General features: G+C 55.7%; 16 protein-coding genes. 5 read left to right on the forward strand and 11 right to left on the reverse strand.

Annotation, left to right across the window (positions count from 1 at the left end):
• Positions 1–78 precede the first annotated feature (78 nt).
• Positions 79–660: an ACP phosphodiesterase gene (gene acpH, locus EQV24_RS11180; RefSeq protein WP_130626581.1), complete on the forward strand. Its 582-nt coding sequence runs from the start codon at positions 79–81 to the stop codon at positions 658–660.
• A 127-nt stretch (positions 661–787) separates the two neighbouring features.
• Positions 788–1390, forward strand: a complete 603-nt coding sequence (locus tag EQV24_RS11185; RefSeq protein ID WP_013095829.1) for a peroxiredoxin — start codon at positions 788–790, stop codon at positions 1388–1390.
• Positions 1391–1445: 55 nt separating this feature from the next.
• Here the strand turns inward: EQV24_RS11185 and malZ are convergent, their stop codons facing one another.
• The 5 genes from malZ to phoB form a co-directional block, all read right to left on the reverse strand.
• Positions 1446–3260 (reverse strand): maltodextrin glucosidase, encoded by a 1815-nt coding sequence (gene malZ / locus EQV24_RS11190; RefSeq protein WP_130626582.1) that lies wholly within the window; start codon positions 3258–3260, stop codon positions 1446–1448.
• Positions 3261–3398: 138 nt separating this feature from the next.
• Complete coding sequence (gene proY / locus EQV24_RS11195; protein WP_020686369.1) at positions 3399–4772, reverse strand: proline-specific permease ProY; 1374 nt, start codon at positions 4770–4772, stop codon at positions 3399–3401.
• Positions 4773–4853: 81 nt separating this feature from the next.
• Entirely contained in the window at positions 4854–6173 is a 1320-nt protein-coding gene (brnQ, locus tag EQV24_RS11200) for a branched-chain amino acid transporter carrier protein BrnQ (RefSeq protein ID WP_013095826.1), read from the reverse strand.
• Positions 6174–6582: 409 nt separating this feature from the next.
• Positions 6583–7878 (reverse strand): phosphate regulon sensor histidine kinase PhoR, encoded by a 1296-nt coding sequence (phoR, locus tag EQV24_RS11205; RefSeq protein ID WP_029883416.1) that lies wholly within the window; start codon positions 7876–7878, stop codon positions 6583–6585.
• A gap of 21 nt (positions 7879–7899) precedes the next feature.
• Positions 7900–8589 (reverse strand): phosphate response regulator transcription factor PhoB, encoded by a 690-nt coding sequence (phoB, locus tag EQV24_RS11210; protein WP_010428026.1) that lies wholly within the window; start codon positions 8587–8589, stop codon positions 7900–7902.
• A 187-nt stretch (positions 8590–8776) separates the two neighbouring features.
• On the opposite strand from phoB, the gene sbcD reads away from it, so the two are divergent.
• Entirely contained in the window at positions 8777–9982 is a 1206-nt protein-coding gene (gene sbcD / locus EQV24_RS11215) for an exonuclease subunit SbcD (RefSeq protein WP_129327072.1), read from the forward strand.
• A complete protein-coding gene (gene sbcC, locus EQV24_RS11220) occupies positions 9979–13110 on the forward strand; it encodes an exonuclease subunit SbcC (RefSeq protein ID WP_013095822.1) in 3132 nt (1043 codons plus the stop codon). Before sbcD ends, sbcC begins: the two co-directional genes overlap by 4 nt.
• Positions 13111–13208: 98 nt before the next feature.
• Here sbcC and mak read toward each other — a convergent pair whose 3' ends face one another.
• Positions 13209–14114: a fructokinase gene (gene mak, locus EQV24_RS11225; RefSeq protein ID WP_130626583.1), complete on the reverse strand. Its 906-nt coding sequence runs from the start codon at positions 14112–14114 to the stop codon at positions 13209–13211.
• 123 nt (positions 14115–14237) lie between these two features.
• On the opposite strand from mak, the gene rdgC reads away from it, so the two are divergent.
• Positions 14238–15152, forward strand: a complete 915-nt coding sequence (gene rdgC, locus EQV24_RS11230) for a recombination-associated protein RdgC (protein WP_013095820.1) — start codon at positions 14238–14240, stop codon at positions 15150–15152.
• Between the two features lie 46 nt (positions 15153–15198).
• On the opposite strand, the gene ppnP is transcribed toward rdgC, so the two are convergent.
• The 5 genes from ppnP to EQV24_RS11255 form a co-directional block, all read right to left on the reverse strand.
• On the reverse strand, positions 15199–15486 hold the full coding sequence (ppnP, locus tag EQV24_RS11235) for a pyrimidine/purine nucleoside phosphorylase (RefSeq protein WP_013095819.1): 288 nt from the start codon (positions 15484–15486) through the stop codon (positions 15199–15201).
• Between the two features lie 71 nt (positions 15487–15557).
• Entirely contained in the window at positions 15558–16235 is a 678-nt protein-coding gene (locus EQV24_RS11240; protein ID WP_013095818.1) for an AroM family protein, read from the reverse strand.
• A 237-nt stretch (positions 16236–16472) separates the two neighbouring features.
• The gene (yaiA, locus tag EQV24_RS11245) at positions 16473–16664 is read right to left on the reverse strand and encodes a protein YaiA (protein ID WP_013095817.1); all 192 of its coding nucleotides are present in this window, start codon (positions 16662–16664) and stop codon (positions 16473–16475) included.
• 44 nt (positions 16665–16708) lie between these two features.
• Positions 16709–17233, reverse strand: a complete 525-nt coding sequence (aroL, locus tag EQV24_RS11250; protein ID WP_130626584.1) for a shikimate kinase AroL — start codon at positions 17231–17233, stop codon at positions 16709–16711.
• Positions 17234–17375: 142 nt separating this feature from the next.
• Positions 17376–17837: a YaiI/YqxD family protein gene (locus EQV24_RS11255; RefSeq protein ID WP_130626585.1), complete on the reverse strand. Its 462-nt coding sequence runs from the start codon at positions 17835–17837 to the stop codon at positions 17376–17378.
• Positions 17838–17852 lie beyond the last annotated feature (15 nt).

Genomic DNA, 17852 nt, shown 5'->3' on the forward strand with positions numbered 1-17852 from the left:
ACTTAAAAACAGGCGGCATAGTCTAGTGCTCACACCCTTTTGCTGCAACAACTAGCCGCCCCCGGACAAATAAAACGCATGAATTTTCTCGCTCACCTGCATCTCGCTCACCTCGCTGACAGCTCCCTTTCCGGCAATTTGCTGGCCGATTTCGTCCGCGGCAACCCCGCCGAGACCTGGTCCACTGAAGTTGTCGACGGGATCTTTATGCATCGTCGTATCGATGTCATGACGGATAACCTGCCAGAAGTAACCGAGGCCAAAGCGTGGTTTCGCCCCGAAACGCGCCGCGTTGCGCCAATCTCGCTTGATGTCATGTGGGACCATTTCCTGTCGCGCCACTGGGAGCAGCTGTCGCCGGAGATGCCATTGCCGGATTTTGTGCGTTATGCCCACCAGCAGGTGTCGATCATTCTGCCCGACTCGCCGCCGCGCTTTGTGAATCTGAATAATTACCTGTGGTCGGAACGCTGGCTGGAGCGCTATCGCGAGATGGACTTCATCCAGAATGTGTTAAATGGGATGGCGAGCCGCCGACCGCGTCTGGATGCGCTACGCGACTCATGGCATGACCTGGACGAACATTACGATGCGCTGGAAACGCGTTTCTGGCAGTTTTACCCGCGAATGATGACGCAGGCGAAAAACAAACAGCTCTGACAGAATTCGCATTGATAGGTAAAAGCTGGCGGAACGATTGTCACCACCTCTTTGTCTTATCCATGAACACTCTCTATACTGGCTCGCGTTGCGTTCCAAATAACCTTAGTATCTACAGGAGAATCATATGGTTCTGGTAACTCGTCCGGCTCCGGATTTTACAGCTGCAGCAGTTCTGGGCAACGGTGAAATCGTTGAAAACTTCAACTTCAAACAGCACACCAACGGTAAAGCGACCGTTCTGTTCTTCTGGCCAATGGACTTCACTTTCGTTTGCCCGTCTGAGCTGATCGCGTTCGACAAACGTTATGAAGAATTCCAGAAGCGTGGCGTAGAAGTGGTTGGCGTCTCCTTCGACTCTGAGTTTGTACACAACGCATGGCGTAACACCCCTGTCGACAAAGGCGGCATCGGTGCGGTGAAATACGCAATGGTTGCGGACATCAAACGCGAAATCCAGCAGGCTTACGGTATCGAACATCCGGACGCTGGCGTTGCGCTGCGTGGCTCCTTCCTGATCGACGCGAACGGCATCGTGCGTCACCAGGTTGTGAACGATCTGCCGCTGGGTCGTAACATCGACGAAATGCTGCGTATGGTTGACGCGCTGCAGTTCCACGAAGAGCACGGTGAAGTGTGCCCGGCTCAGTGGGAAAAAGGTAAAGAAGGTATGTCTGCGTCCCCAGACGGCGTTGCGAAATACCTGTCCGAGAACGTATCCAGCCTGTAATCGGCACGGTTTACGAAAAAGGCCCGCTTATGCGGGCCTTTTTGTTATCACGCCGTCAGCCAAACCAGACGGAAGCAGAAATCGCCGGCAGGGAGAGGATCCCCTCCTGCACGCTCCCTTTCCCCTCTTTTAGCTGCCACGCGCTCACGTTAAGCAGCGGAGAGTCATCCAGCACCACTTCGCACGCCTCGCCCCGGTTGATGGCTACCAGCACGCGCTGCTGGTTATAGACGCGGACAAACACCACCACGTTGACGTGGGCATAAACCACCTGACAACCACCGTAGCGCAGCGCCTGGCTCTGCTTACGCAGTTTCGCCAGCCGCTGATACAGGCTGAACAGCACGTTGTCCTGCTTCGCCGGATCCCATGGGAAGGTTTTGCGGCAGAACGGATCGTTGTTCCCGTCCAGCCCCACCTCATCGCCGTAATAGATGCACGGCACGCCCGGCCAGGTAAAGAGCCAGGTCACCGCCAGCGGCAGGCGCGCGACATCCTTACCGAGCAGGGATTTAAATCGCGCGGTGTCATGGCTGTCCAGCTGGTTAAACATCCGTAACTGCTGCTGATGCGAAAGACTGGCGCGGTAGTTATCCATCCACGCCATGCAGGTTTCCGCATCAATATGCTGCGGATCGTAGGAAATATCGGTGTTAGCAAGGAATCCCCACAGCGGGAAGGTAAAACCGCGATAGTTCATTGCCGCATCTTCTGCGTCCGCCTGCAGCCACTGGCGCGCGTCGCCAAAATGTTCGCCAAACACGAACGCCTCCGGCTGCGCGGCTTTGGCTGCACGGGTGATCCCGGCGACGTGCTGAAGGTTATTACGCGCCCCGCCCGCTTCACCGAGCATATGCACCACGTCAAGACGCCAGCCATCCATATTCCATGGCTCACTCAACCAGTGGCGCACAATGCTGTTTTCACCGCCGTAAATCTCGTTCACTAGCGTTGGCGACTGGAAATCCAGCTTTGGCAGGCTCGGATAGCCCAGCCAGTCCAGCGCGCGACCCTCCTCGTTGAAGCTGTACCAGTCGCGCTGGGGTGAATCCGGGTTATGGCACGCCCCGCCCATCGACTGGTTATGACGGTCAAACCACGCGTGTGAGTCGCCGCTGTGGTTGAACACGCCGTCCAGAATCAGACGCATGCCCTCTTTTTGCGTATTTTTACGCAGACGAAGCAGCGCGTCATCACCGCCAAACTGCGGGTCAACGTGGCGATAATCGGCGGTATCGTATTTATGCACGCTCGGTGCTTTAAACACCGGGTTAAGGTAGAGCGCCGTCACGCCCAGCTTCTTCAGATACGGTAGCTTTTCGCTGATGCCATCAAGATCGCCGCCGTAGAACGTCGAGCCGCCCGCCTGCGCGGTTAACGGCTCATCCCATTCTTTCAGGATAATGTCGTGTCCTGCGGCGTGGTGATAATAGACCTTATCCTGCCCGGCGGTGCGCGTTTCGCTGCGCGCAAAGCGATCCGGGAAGATCTGATAGAAGACCTGATCGTTAACCCACTGCGGGCCAGCGTCCGGGTAATCGACGGCAAACTGCTCCAGCCGCGCCGGAGGAAAACGGCTAAATCCCTGCGGGGTAAACCACAGCTGGCGGTTATTCCAGAGCAGCTTAAAGCTATAGCGTCGGCGCGGCTGGCCGCTGCGCAAGTCGATGTTTGCCCGCCATGCCGTTACGCCAGGCTGCGGCTGGCTGCGCTGCTTGTGCATTTTCAGCGTGGTTTCTTCATTATCGACTTCAGCGCGTAGCGTCACGCGTTCAGGCTGATTTTCCCCCGCCAGCCAGAGCGTAATCACAAGGTTGTCTTTGTTTTGCTTAACAAATGGGGCAACCGGAAGGTGCCAGGCGTTTAACATCACGAATCCCCTTTGATGAAATTGACGTCACCTTGCCACAGGGTGATTAAGGTTAGCTCACCATGACGTGATTTATTGGGGGAGGAGAAAGGAGGAGGAGACAAAATTCCCTCTCCCACAGGGAGAGGGCATAAAATATTACTGCGCTTGCGCCAGCTGACGGTCGCGGCGGCATTTAAACACCCAACCCACCAGCAGCAGTACGATCCACGCACAGCCCACGTAGAGGGAAATACGGGTATCAGGATGGTAGCCAATCAGGCCGATGATAAACACCAGGAAGATCAGCCCAACGACGGTCGTCGCTACCCCGCCAGGCACTTTAAACTTCAGCGCTTTTGCCTCCTCAGGGGACAGACGGCGGCGGAACGCAATCTGTGACAGCAGGATCATGATCCACACCCACACGGTCGCGAAGGTCGCCAGAGAAGCGATCACCAGGAAGACGTTTTCCGGCATGATGTAGTTCAGGTAGACCGACAGCAGCAGCGCAACGGTCATCACCATAACCGTCACCCACGGCGTGCCGCGACGGGAGGTTTTGGCAAAGACCTTCGGTGCACTGCCCTGCTCTGCCATGCCGTGCAACATGCGGCCCACGCCAAAGACGTCACTGTTGATCGCTGACAGCGACGCGGTCAGGACCACAAAGTTCAGGATGCTGGCCGCAAAGGCGATGCCCATATGCTGGAAGGTCAGCACAAACGGGCTACCGTTGGTCCCCACCTGGTTCCACGGATAGATAGACATAATGACGAACAGCGTACCCACATAGAACACCAGAATACGCATCGGCACCGAGTTGATGGCGCGCGGAATGGACTTCTCCGGGTCTTTGGCTTCCCCGGCGGTGATCCCGATAATCTCAATCCCGCCGTAGGCAAACATCACCATCTGGAGCGACATCACCATGCCGAGCCAGCCGTTGCTGAAGAAACCACCGTTGCTCCAGAGGTTATGAATACCGGTTGGCTGGCCGCCGTTACCGATCCCCCAGATGATGATGCCGAAACCGGCCACAATCATGATGATGATGGTGGCAACCTTGAAGAAGGAGAACCAGAACTCCAGCTCACCGAAGACCTTCACGCTCATCAGGTTGACGGCGCAGATAATCAGCACCACGCTTAACACCCAAATCCAGTGCGGTACCGCCGGGAACCAGACGCCCATGTAAATCCCAAAGGCGGTGACATCGGCAATGGCCACAATCAGAATTTCGAAGCAGTAGGTCCAGCCGGTGATAAACCCGGCCAGCGGGCCTAAATTCTCCTGCGCATAGCGCGAGAATGAACTGGCTGAAGGGTTATGAACCGACATCTCTCCCAGCGCACGCATGATGATATACGCCGCCACGCCGCCGATGATGTAGGCCAGCAGAACGCTTGGACCGGCCATTTTGATGGCATCTGCCGAGCCATAAAAAAGACCGGTACCGATAGCGGAGCCGAGCGCCATAAAGCGAATGTGGCGCGTGCTCAGCCCACGTTTGAGTTTGTTAGTGCTTTCCATTTAAATCTTGCCATTCAACACGAAAAAAACAAAAAACCACGGGGCCTTAAGCCCCGTGGTTAAACAGTTTGTTGCCGTTGATTAATGGGCGTTCGATGCGACCTGACGCCCTGCAGCACGGTCCCAGATAATGGCCAGAACCAGTGCAACAACGGTAGGCATCAGCCAGGCCAGACCTTGCTCAGACAGCGGCAGACGCTGTGTCCAGGCTGGCAGGATGTGAGCAAACGCTGATGCTTTAATCCCGTCAAGGATACCAAAAATCAGGCTGATAAACATGGCTGGCGCAATAATTCGCGAGGAGTTGTTCCACCACGGGCGCGTAAAGCTCAACACCACCAGCACGATACACGGCGGATAGATGGCCGTCAGCACCGGAATGGAGACCTGAATCAGGTGGCTCAGACCGAGGTTAGACACCGCCATGGAGAAGATGCCAAGGATGAATACCAGCGTGCGGTAAGAGAGCGGCAGATATTGCGCAAAGAACTCCGCACAGGCACAGGTCAGACCAACCGCCGTCACCAGACAGGCCAGGAAGATCAGGGCCGCCAGCAGCATGCTGCCCGCACCGCCAAAGGTGTGCTGGACGTAAGCGTGCAGAATTGCCGCACCATTCGCGTTCTGATCGACCAGCGTGGCGCTATCGGAACCCAGGCGGAACAGCGCCAGATAGAGCAGCGTCAGGCCCACACCGGCCATCAGACCAGCCCAGATGGTATAGCGGGTCAGCAGACGCGCTTCGGTCACACCACGGGAACGAGCGGCGTTCACGATAACGATACCAAACACCATCGCGCCCAGCGTATCCATGGTCAGATAGCCGTTCACAAATCCGTTAGAGAAGGCCGCGTTTTGGTAGGCATCCATCGCGCTGCTGATAGGACCCGCAGGCCAGATAATGGCCGCAACCGCCAGCACGATCAGCGCGATAATTTTGAGTGGAGCCAGGAAGTTACCCACGGTATCCAGCAGTTTGCCCGGATAGAGGGAGACCAGAATCACAATAGCGAAGTAAACCAGGCTGTAGATAAACAGCGGCATCGCACCGTCACCGGTCAGTGGCGCAATCCCCACTTCGAAGGAGACTGTCGCGGTACGCGGGGTCGCAAACAGCGGGCCAACGGCCAGATAACACACCGTTGCCAGCAGAACGCCAGCCACTTTGCCAATTGGGGTGCTGAGGCTATCAACGCCGCCGCCAACTTTCGCCAGCGCAACCACGGTCAACACTGGCAGGCCCACGGCAGTAATCAGGAAACCAAATGCTGCTGTCCAGACGTGTTCACCCGCCTGTAAGCCAACCATTGGGGGAAAAATGATGTTGCCTGCGCCAACGAACAGCGCAAATGTCATAAAGCCCAGCGCGATGATGTCACGCGATTTTAAGTGATGGGTCATAAAACCTTACTGCCTGTGGATGTGGTGTTGAATATATTGAGATTTTCGCCATCCCCAATGGGACGATACAGCGGAAATTTTGCTCAATTTCAGCGGGATATGCTCCCGTCCTGGCGTGGAGAAGAATAGTTTTTCGATTTACCACGCAAATACAGTCGGTCTGACAGTATCTGGGGGGCAATTTAAACGCTTATAACGTTTAAAGGCAAGGAGGGATCGTAAAACCAGAACAATATGCCAGCATGAAAATACCAACCAGAATAATTCGCTAATATCATGAAAAAGCCATGGCTAATCATGCGAACAAAAAAGCACCAGCCGTATAAAATTCATTCGCGTTTCGCTTTACTGCAAAGCAAACGGGCCAGCAATAGCTGGCCCGTGGAAAGGTAAAATGACACACCCGCCGTCAGGCGATCTTTTTGGCAATTAATCGTTCCGGTATAACGAAACTGAAACGGGTTCCTTTGCCCAGCGTGCTTTGAATATCGAGGCGGCTTTCGTGGTGATTCACCGCGTGCTTCACAATGGCCAGCCCCAGCCCGCTTCCCCCCGTTTGCCGGGAACGGGCTTTATCTACCCGGTAAAACCGCTCGGTCAGACGTGGAAGATGCTCAGGCGCAATGCCCGGCCCGTTATCCTCGACGCTAAACTCGGCACCCGTTGGTGTCTGCTGCCAGCGCACCATAATATCCGTTCCTTCCGGGGTATGATTAACCGCGTTATAGACCAGGTTAGAGATAGCACTCCGCAGTTCATCCTCGCTCCCGAGCACCTTCAGACTGTTATCGACGTCAAAAGTCAGATGATGTTTTTTATGGCTTAAGGTTTGCGCTTCGCGCTCCACTACCCGCAGCATCATCGGTACGTCGATAGTGTCATTTAAGGCAAGCGTCGGAGCCGCCTCAATCTTCGACAGCGTCAGCAGCTGTTTCACCAGCCCTTCCATACGGTGCGTCTGCTCGCGCATGGTATGCAGCGCCTTCTCACGCGGCGCACCTTCAAGCGTCTGCTCCTGCATCATCTCCAGATAGCCCTGCAGCACCGTCAGCGGCGTGCGCAGCTCGTGGCTCACGTTGGCGAAGAAGTTGCGTCGTGCCCCTTCCAGCTGGTGCATCTGGGTGACGTCACGCGCCACCATCAGCCATTGCCGATCGCTGTAGGGCATTACACGTATTTCAAGATGGCGGCCATTGTTGAGCTTCAGATTATGCGGACGCGTGAAATCACGTTTTTTCAGATACTGCGTGAACTCCGGATAACGCAGAAGGTTAAGGATGTTCTGGCCATTATCGTCCGGCCAGCGCAGGCCCAGCAGCTGTTGGGCGAGACCGTTACACCAGAAGATTGTCCCCTCTTCCGTGGTCAGAATCACCGCATCCGGCAGCGATTCCGCACCGCTGCGAAAGCGTTTAATCAGGCTTCCCAGCTCGCGACGGCGCTTTTTATTACGCATCTGCATCTGGTGCAGGCCGTAAAGCAGCGGCTCCCAGCTCCCGCTTCCCGGCGGAGGTGTCATACTTCTGTCAACCCACAGCCACCAGGAGAGGCGCAGTAAGTTCCAGAAATGCCAGATCAGCAGCCCGGTCACAGACGCCAGCAGAAACCACGGCAGGTATCCAAGAAAGGCCCCCAAAATGAAGGCCGGAATACAACATAAGATCAGTTCAAAGACGAGCCTTTTCCATGACAGACGTTCCAGCACGCGTCACACTCCTGTCATTGTTCAGAAACGGGTAGAAAAACGATAACCCGTGCCGCGGACCGTCTGTACCATGCGATCGTGGCCGCTCAGTTCCAGCGCTTTACGCAGGCGGCGGATATGTACGTCAACCGTCCGGTCTTCGACATACACGTTAGTTCCCCAGACGTTATTCAGCAACTGTTCGCGGCTGTAAACACGCTCCGGGTGAGTCATAAAGAAATGCAGGAGTTTGAATTCGGTAGGCCCCATGTCGAGGGGATTTTCGCCCGTCATAACACGGTGCGAGGTGGGATCAAGGCTCAGGCCCTGCATCTCAATGACCTCTTCCACCGCCATCGGTGAAATACGGCGCATCACAGCTTTAATACGGGCAACCAGCTCTTTCGGTGAGAAGGGTTTGGTAATGTAATCATCCGCGCCGGTCTCAAGGCCGCGCACGCGATCTTCCTCTTCACCGCGCGCGGTAAGCATGACAACGGGGATATCGCGGGTCATCGCTTCACGCTTGAGGTGTTTGATAAACTGCAGTCCGGAGCCGCCAGGCAACATCCAGTCAAGCAGGATCAGATCGGGCCAGGGTTCATTCAGCTGGTTCACCGCGCTGTCATAATCTTCCGCTTCAACCGGCTGGAAGCCATTTTGTTCGAGCACGAAGCACACCATTTCACGAATTGGAGCTTCATCTTCTACGACCAGAATACGTCTCGCCATACTTTGCCCTGTCTTATCTTATTTAAGTTACAAGTTTGTAATGCGGCGTCATTATGCGTCAGATTTATGACAGATTTATGAAAAACAGTACCACGTAAAATGGCAAACTGTTGTTTTATTACAGCGGTTATTTTCCAGCTTCTGAAAGTTTATAATCCCCATTCCTTTTTTTTGCCACGGATTCGCTATGCGCATATTACACACCTCGGACTGGCATCTGGGTCAAAACTTTTACAGCAAAAGCCGGGCAGCGGAGCATGAAGCGTTCCTGAACTGGCTGCTGGACACGGCCCGATCGCACGAGGTGGACGCGATTATTGTTGCGGGTGACATTTTCGATACCGGTTCGCCGCCAAGCTATGCGCGTGAGCTCTACAACCGCTTCGTGGTAAATCTGCAACAAACTGGCTGTCATCTGGTGATTGTCGCCGGTAACCACGACTCCGTCGCAACGCTGAATGAATCCCGCGATATCCTGGCCTTCCTTAACACGACCGTGGTAGCCAGCGCCGGTCATGCGCCGCAGATCCTGAAAAAACGTGACGGTACACCGGGAGCGGTGCTGTGTCCGGTGCCCTTCCTGCGCCCACGCGATATCGTGCAAAGCCAGGCGGGGATGTCCGGCGGGGAAAAGCAGCAGCATCTGTTGCAGAGCATCACGGACTATTATCACCAGCAATATACTAATGCCTGCGCCCTGCGCGGCGATCAGGCCATTCCGGTGATTGCCACCGGGCATCTTACTACCGTCGGCGCCAGTAAAAGTGACGCGGTGCGTGACATCTATATTGGTACGCTGGACGCCTTCCCGGCGCAAAATTTCCCGCCAGCGGATTATATCGCGCTCGGGCATATTCACCGGGCGCAGGTCATCGGCGGCTGCGAGCACATTCGCTACTGCGGCTCGCCCATTGCGCTCAGTTTTGATGAGACCGGCAAAGCCAAATGTGTGCACCTGGTGAGCTTTAATGAGGGCAAACTCAGTGCCGTGGAGTCGCTGGAGATCCCCGTCACCCAACCGCTGGCGGTGCTGAAGGGCGATCTGGCGGCGATTACCGCTCAGCTGGAGCAGTGGCGCGGTGTCGAGCAAAATCCGCCCATCTGGCTGGATATTGAAATCACGACCGACGACTACCTGCATGATATGCAGCGTAAAATTCAGGCATTGACGGAAGATCTGCCCGTCGAGGTCTTACTGGTTCGCCGCAGCCGCGAACAGCGCGAGAAAATTCTGCTGGGTGCACAGCGTGAAACGCTCAGCGAACTGAGGGTGGAAGAGGTATTTGAACGCCGACTGTCGCAGGAAGAGATTGACGACACCACGCGCGCAAGGCTTAACGAGCTGTTCCTTCATACCCTGCACGCGCTCAGCGATGAGGAAGAAAACGCATGAAAATTCTGAGCCTGCGTCTGAAAAACCTCAACTCCCTTAAGGGCGAGTGGAAAATTGACTTTACCGCCGAGCCGTTTGCCAGCAACGGGCTGTTCGCCATTACCGGCGCGACCGGTGCCGGGAAAACGACCCTGCTCGACGCCATCTGTCTGGCCCTTTACCACGAAACACCGCGTCTGCAAAAAGTCTCCCAGGCACAAAACGACCTGATGACCCGCGATACCGCCGAGTGTCTGGCCGAGGTGGAGTTTGAGGTAAAAGGCATAGCGTATCGTGCGTTCTGGAGCCAGAACCGCGCGCGCAATCAACCAGACGGAAACCTGCAGGCACCGCGCGTCGAACTGGCGCGTTGTGAAGACGGTAAAATTCTGGCCGATAAAGTGACGGACAAACTGGAGCAAACCGCCGCGCTCACCGGGCTGGATTATAGCCGTTTTACCCGTTCAATGTTGCTCTCCCAGGGGCAGTTTGCCGCCTTCCTCAACGCTAAACCGGGCGATCGCGCCGAACTGCTGGAAGAGCTGACCGGCACCGAGATCTACGGTCAGATCTCAGCGATGGTGTTCGAGAAACATAAGGCCGCCCGTAACGCGCTTGAGATGTGCGAGGCGCAGGCCGCAGGCGTGGTGTTACTGAGCGAAGCGCAACAGCAGCAGTTACAGCAGAGTTTGCAGGCACTTACTGACGAAGAGAAAACCCTGCTGACTCAGCAGCAGAACCAACAGCGCGATTTTCAGTGGCTGACGCGCAACGACGAGCTAATTCGCGAGCAGCAGCGGGTCATGCTCCTGCAACAGCAGGCGCAGCAGGCGCTGACCGACGCCGCGCCTGAGCTGGCCAAGCTCCAGCTTGCGCAGCCCGCCGCCCAGCTTCGCCCCCTGTGGGATAGCCAGCAAGAACAAACCACGCGCCTCGCGCAGACAAAGCAGCGCATTGTCGAAGTAAATACTCGCTTACAGGCCAAAGCCGCGCAGCGCTCACGCATCCGTCATACGGCGCTGCGTACCCATGCGCAATTGCAGAGTGACCTTACGATCCAGGCCACATGGCTGGCGGAGCATGAACGTTACCGCGTGTGGGGCCAGGAGATTGCTGGCTGGCGCGCCCATTTTGCGCAGTTGAACCGCGATAAACATCAGATTGCCACGCTTGCAGCCCGTATTGCTGAATTACGTCAGAAGCTCGCCGGGATGCCGGAAAACCCCCTGACGCTGACGGCGGATGACGTGGCAGCGGCAATGGAGCAACAGTCCCGGTCACGCCCTTTACGCCAGCGCCTGACCTCGCTTCATGCCCGCTATCAGCCGCTGCAAAAACGGCTGCAAGAGAACGCGGATACCCGGCAAAAAGCGCAGTCCGAGCAGGTAAAACTCAATGAAACGCTGACGCTGCGCCGCCAGCAGTACAAAGAAAAAAACCAGCACTATGTCGATTTGAAAGCATTGTGTGAAAGCGAAGCGACGATCAAAAAGCTGGAAAGCTATCGCTCGCAGCTTGAGGCCGGAAAACCCTGCCCACTGTGCGGCTCCAGTGAACATCCCGCCATTGAGACGTATCAGGCGCTTGAACTCACCGATAACCAGCGACGCCGGGACGCGCTGGAAAAAGAGGTTGCCGCGCTTAAAGAGGAGGGTCTGCTGGTGCTGGGACAGGTCAATGCCCTGACACAGCAGATCCAGCGAGCAACAGACGAAGCGCAGACGCTCTCTCAGGAAGAGCAAGCACTCACTAAAGAGTGGCAGGAGGTCTGTGCAGACCTGAATATCTCGTTGAATATTCAGGAAGATATCGCCCCATGGATGAACGAACAGGAACAGTACGAACGTCAGCTCTATCAGCTCAGCCAGCGCCTGACGCTGCAAAACCAGCTTAACGAACAGCAAGCGCAGGAGCGTCAGTACCAGCAGCAGCTGTCGGCAACGCGTCAGGCACTGGAAAACGCCCTGCTCGCGCTGTCGCTGCATGTTCCTGAAGAGGGGGAAGAGACCGCCTGGCTGTACGCCCGGGAGACGGAATTCAACCTGTGGCAGGAAAAACAGACGCAGTATGCTGCGATTCAGGAGCGCATTAATACCCTGAAACCGCTGCTCGACACGCTTCCGGCAGGCGATGACACCGAGGCAGAACCGGCCATTCCTGAGAACTGGCGCGAGATCCACGACGAATGCCTGTCCCTGCAAAGCCAGCTTGCCACCCTGCAGCAGCAGGAGAGTCTGGAAAGCGAGCGGCTACAGCACGCCACAGCGCAATTTGCCACCGCGCTGGCGGCAAGCTGCTTCGCCGATCGCGAGGCCTTTCTCGCCGCGCTGCTGGATGAGGAGACCATCCACCGTCTTGAACAACGCAAGCAGACGCTGGAGAGCCAGCTTCAGCAGGCAATCGCGCTTAGCGGGCAGGCTGAACAGCAGCTACAGGCCCACCAGCACCAACAACCGGAAGGGCTGGACGCCGACGCGCAAACCCTGCATGTGCAGCTACAGCAGTTGGCGCAGCAGCTTCGCGAGAACACCACTCATCAGGGGGAGATCCGCCAGCAGCTTAAGCAGGATAGCGATAACCGCCAGCACCAGCTGGCGCTGATGCAGCAAATTGACGAGGCCTCACGTCTGGCCGAGGACTGGGGTTATCTGAATGCGCTGATAGGCTCCAGCACCGGCGACAAGTTCCGTAAATTCGCCCAGGGTCTGACGCTGGATAATCTGGTCTGGCTCGCTAACCAGCAGCTTAACCGCCTGCACGGGCGCTATCTTCTGCAGCGTAAAGTCAGCGACGCACTGGAGCTGGAGGTGGTTGATACCTGGCAGGCCGATGCCGTACGCGATACCCGCACGCTTTCTGGCGGCGAAAGCTTCCTCGTCAGTCTGGCGCTGGCGCTGGCACTTTCTGACCTGGTGAGCCACAAAACGCGAATCGATTCGCTGTTCCTGGATGAAGGTTTCGGCACGCTCGACAGCGAGACGCTGGACACCGCGCTGGATGCGCTCGACGCGCTGAATGCCACCGGGAAAACCATCGGCGTGATAAGCCACGTCGAGGCTATGAAGGAGCGTATTCCGGTGCAAATCAAAGTGAAGAAGATTAATGGACTGGGGTATAGCAGACTGGATAAGGAGTTTGCGGTGCAGTGAAAGGCGGATCGGCGCGGTCTGGTGCCCTCACCCTGGCCCTCTCCCACAGGGAGAGGGTACAAACATAAAAAACCGCAACGTGCGTTGCTGTTTTGCTTTTATTCCGGCCATAACCACGCTGCGCCGCGCACGCCGCTGGAGTCACCGTGGACGGCTTTGCGGATTGGGGTTTCACACTCGCCGCCGAAGACCCACTGTTTGACGAGAGCAGGCACCGTCGCGTACAGCCGGTCGACGTTGCTCATCCCACCGCCCAGCACAATCACATCAGGATCGAGAATGTTCACCACATGCGCCAGCGATTTCGCCAGGCGCATTTCGTAGCGGCTCAACGCCAGTTCCGCTACGGGATCCTGCTCCTCAACCAGACGCATGATCTCGTTACCCTTAAGCGGCTGACCGCTCAGGCGGTGGTAATCGGTGGCAAAACCGGTGCCGGAGATAAACGTCTCAATACAGCCCTGTTTTCCACAGTAGCACGGTACTTCAGTACGGTATTTAAGTTCGTCTTCATCCATCCATGGCAATGGGTTATGTCCCCACTCGCCCGCCGTACCGTTACCGCCAATATGCGCACGCCCGCCAAACGCCACACCGGCCCCGCAGCCGGTACCGATGATGACAGCAAAAACGGTCTGGGCACCCGCCGCCGCACCGTCAATCGCCTCTGAGACCGCCAGACAGTTCGCATCATTTGCCAGACGCACCTCGCGCTGCAGACGCGCGCTCAAATCTTTATCAAAAGGCTGGCCTTTGAGCCAGGTGGAGTTGGCGTTTTTCACCACCCCGGTATAAGGCGAAATGGACCCGGGAATGCCCATCCCGACGGAGCCGGTCTGTCCTGTCGCCTGCTCTGCCATCTCAACCAGCCGGGCAATCGTCTCGATAGTCTGGTGATAATCGTCGCGCGGCGTGGGCAGGCGGTGACGGAAAAGCTGCTCCCCCTGCTCGCTTAGTGCGATAACTTCAGTTTTGGTGCCGCCCAAATCAATCCCAATACGCACAAGACTCTCCTCATTATTTTGATTATCAACAGAGTAGAAGCACGCTTCCCGATTAGCAATGCAAGCGATGCGACAATTCGTTATCATGCCCGCTGATTTAACGACAAGGCCGTGGAAATTATCATGCTGTGGTTCAAAAATTTGATGGTTTACCGTCTCAGCCGCGACGTTTCGCTGCGTGCAGAAGAGATGGAAAAACAGTTAGCCGCTTATACCTTTTCCCCTTGCGGAAGCCAGGATATGGCAAAAACCGGTTGGGTTCCGCCAATGGGTTCACAAAGCGATGCCCTGACCCACGCCAGCAGCACGGGTCAAATCATCGTTTGCGCCCGTAAAGAAGAGAAAATCCTGCCCACGCCGGTGGTGAAGCAGGCGCTGGAAGCGAAAATTTTCAAGCTTGAAGCCGAACAGGGCCGCAAGCTGAAAAAGACCGAAAAAGATTCCCTGAAAGACGAAGTGTTGCACTCCCTGCTGCCGCGCGCGTTTAGCCGCTTCAGCCAGACCATGATGTGGATCGATACCGTCAACGGGCTGATCATGGTGGACTGCGCCAGCGCCAAAAAAGCGGAAGATACGCTGGCCCTGCTGCGTAAGAGCATCGGCTCTTTGCCGGTGGTTCCACTGGCGCTGGAAACGCCGATCGAGTTAACCCTGACCGAATGGGTTCGCAGCGGCACCGCAGCGCAAGGGTTCCAGATCCTCGATGAAGCCGAACTGAAAGCCCTTCTTGAGGATGGCGGTGTCATTCGTGCGAAAAAGCAGGATCTGGTGAGCGATGAGATCGCCGTCCACATTGAAGCAGGCAAAGTGGTCACTAAACTGGCGCTCGACTGGCAGCAGCGTATTCAGTTTGTGATGTGTGACGATGGCTCTGTTAAGCGCCTGAAGTTCTGCGATGAACTGCGCGATCAGAACGAAGATATCGATCGTGAAGATTACGCCCAGCGCTTTGATGCGGACTTTATCCTGATGACCGGCGAGCTGGCCGCGTTGATTCAAAATCTGGTAGAAGGCCTCGGCGGCGAAGCGCAGAGATAATTTCGTCTCAACCTGACCCTCTCCCCAACGGGGAGAGGGAAGAAGATTATTTCAGATAGCGGCACAGATAAGAGGTCGGTTCAGCAACCTGCAGATGGAACTCACTGTGGCCAGGGACGTTGAAAACTTCGCCGGCAGAGTAAACTTTCCATTCCGTTTCACCCGGCAGTAAGACGTTAAGCGCACCACTTACCACCGTCATCTCTTCAGCTTCGGCCGTACCAAAGGTGTACTCCCCTTCAGCCATCACGCCGACACTGGCGCGGCCAGTGCTGCTGCTGGTAAAACCAATGGATTTCACTTTACCGGAAAAGTATTCGTTACTTTGAAGCATGAACTGGCCCTTATATTTTTAGATAAAAATTCACTATAGGGGCCATGCTCATGACCTGTCACGCAAAATCATCAGGTAAGGAGTTCTGAGGCCAGACGCGCCATCAGAACGTTCGACAACAGTACCGGCACATCCAGCGCTTTTTGCAGTAGATCGCGGTGATGCTGGTGGAACCCCAGGCAGTCGAGGATCAACACATCGGCCCCGCGCTCCAGTAGCTCCTTCCCGGCCGCAATGAGTTTGGCCTCACTGTCCCAGAAAGGATTGGCCAGCGCATACAGGGGCGTTTTTTCAAGCACGTGCCATTTTGCTTCCTGGTTGTCCATGAGTTCTTCAATGGGCACAATCACCCCCACCTGGTGTCCGTCCACAATGGATGCCACCAGCGGCGGAATGATTCGCATCGGCTCGAGTAAAATCGCATTACGCGCCATGAGCCCCTTAATGGGAGCAGTACTCATCAGCAAAATAACGTCATACTCTTGATTATCGAGCACTTCTATTACTGCCTGCAGCGAGCGCTCAATTTTCTGTCGTGAAACATGCGCCAGTTTACCGTCGCTTAATAACGTCGCCAGGGGATCCTCCCCCGCCTCTACAGCGTAGTCCTCCATGACCTCTTCCCGGCTCATCTTCCCCAGCAGGCTGAGATGCGTGATCTGTTGTTCAGATACATGCTCGGTTAAGAGCGGTAACACTTCGCTTACAGGGACCACACCAATAGTGATGATCGCCAACGTTGCCTTCATCGTCTTCGCCTTCCATTACTACAAAAACTTATTACACAGGTACAGGCTCACTACGCTGCACAGTTCGTTTTTCAACAAAACAGCACCAAGCGTAGCAGGTGATCTCCATCCCGAAATGTAAAGATCACCTGCCGGTAACGGAGCTACCTGTAATAACTAAATATTAACTCCTGCTTAACATTAGCGATGAGTAAAAAGTGTGATTCAGGCACGGTATTGGAGCGTTTAGGAAAACATTTATGACTTATCGGGATCTTCGTAGCGCCGTTTCGCATCCAGCGCTTCCTGTTCAGTCTCATGTTCACTGATGAGAGAGTCGGGTTTAGGGTGATCGGCACGCAGTTGATACCAGGTCACGGTTTGATCGCCATTGCCTTTTTCAACGGTAACAATACGTGCTTCACGCGGATAGGGAGGTCTGGTTGGCATAGCTCATCCTTTTTTTATGTCAGAGCTATAAGTATAGACGGCGGTTAGCTGGCACAAGCCAAACGCAGGGCGGTAATAATCTGAATCACAACCTCTTCGGGCGACGCGGAAGCATCCACCACGTGATGTGCCGCTTCGCGGTATAACGCATCGCGCTCCGCCAGCACTTCGCTCACCTCTTCGCTGAGCGGTCTGGAGGTTAGCGCAGGGCGTTGCCCCTCTTCCGGAAACGCTTCCAGACGCCCCACCAGCGCAGCCACGGGCGCACAGAGATAAATCACTATCCCTTTTTCACGCATATAGCGGCGGTTATATTCCGCCAGAATAATTCCGCCACCTGTGGCAATCACCACATCGGGTGCCGTTACCGCTTCCAGCGCGGCCGTTTCACGGCTGCGAAAGCTCTCCCAGCCCTCTTTTTCGACGATATCCGCGATGGTTTGTCCGGCCTGCGTCTGCAGCCAGTGGTCGGTATCAACAAAATGACGTTGACAGGCACGCGCCAGCTCCAGGCCAACGGTGGTTTTCCCACAGCCGCGGGGGCCAACTAAAAAGATGGGTTGGGTCATAACCAGGTGTTTCCCCTTGATGCCGGATGGCTGAAGAGTGTAAAGAAATAATTGCAGAAGATGTTGCGTTTACTTTACTGCAAAGCGGTACGGAATGACAACCCTGTCACTGCCATACTGTACCACATATTGACAATGATTATCATTTAGCAGTGCGATGTTTCACTTCCAGCAGCCACTTATCGAGCTCTGCGGCAAACTGCTGGCGATCACGTTGAGATAAACTGTCTGGCCCACCGGTCTGCACACCGCTGGCGCGAAGCGTATCCATGAAATCACGCATGGTCAGTTTTTCCCGGATGGTTGCTGGTGAGTAACGCTCCCCGCGCGGGTTCAGCGCTGCGGCGCCCTTTTCCAGTACCTCTGCGGCCAAAGGAATATCCGCCGTGATCACCAGATCTTCCGCGCTGCACAGCCGTACGATCTCGTTATCCGCCACATCAAAACCGGCAGGAACCCGCAACGCACGAATGAATCGGGAAGGCGGTACGCGGATATTCTGGTTTGCCACCAGCGTAAGCGGCATCTGAACACGCTCGGCAGCGCGGAATAAAATCTCTTTAATTACATTCGGACATGCGTCCGCATCAACCCAAATCGCCATAATGTCTCCCCTATT

It is taken from the genome of Enterobacter sp. A8, assembly GCF_004296595.1.
GTDB lineage: Bacteria > Pseudomonadota > Gammaproteobacteria > Enterobacterales > Enterobacteriaceae > Enterobacter > Enterobacter cloacae.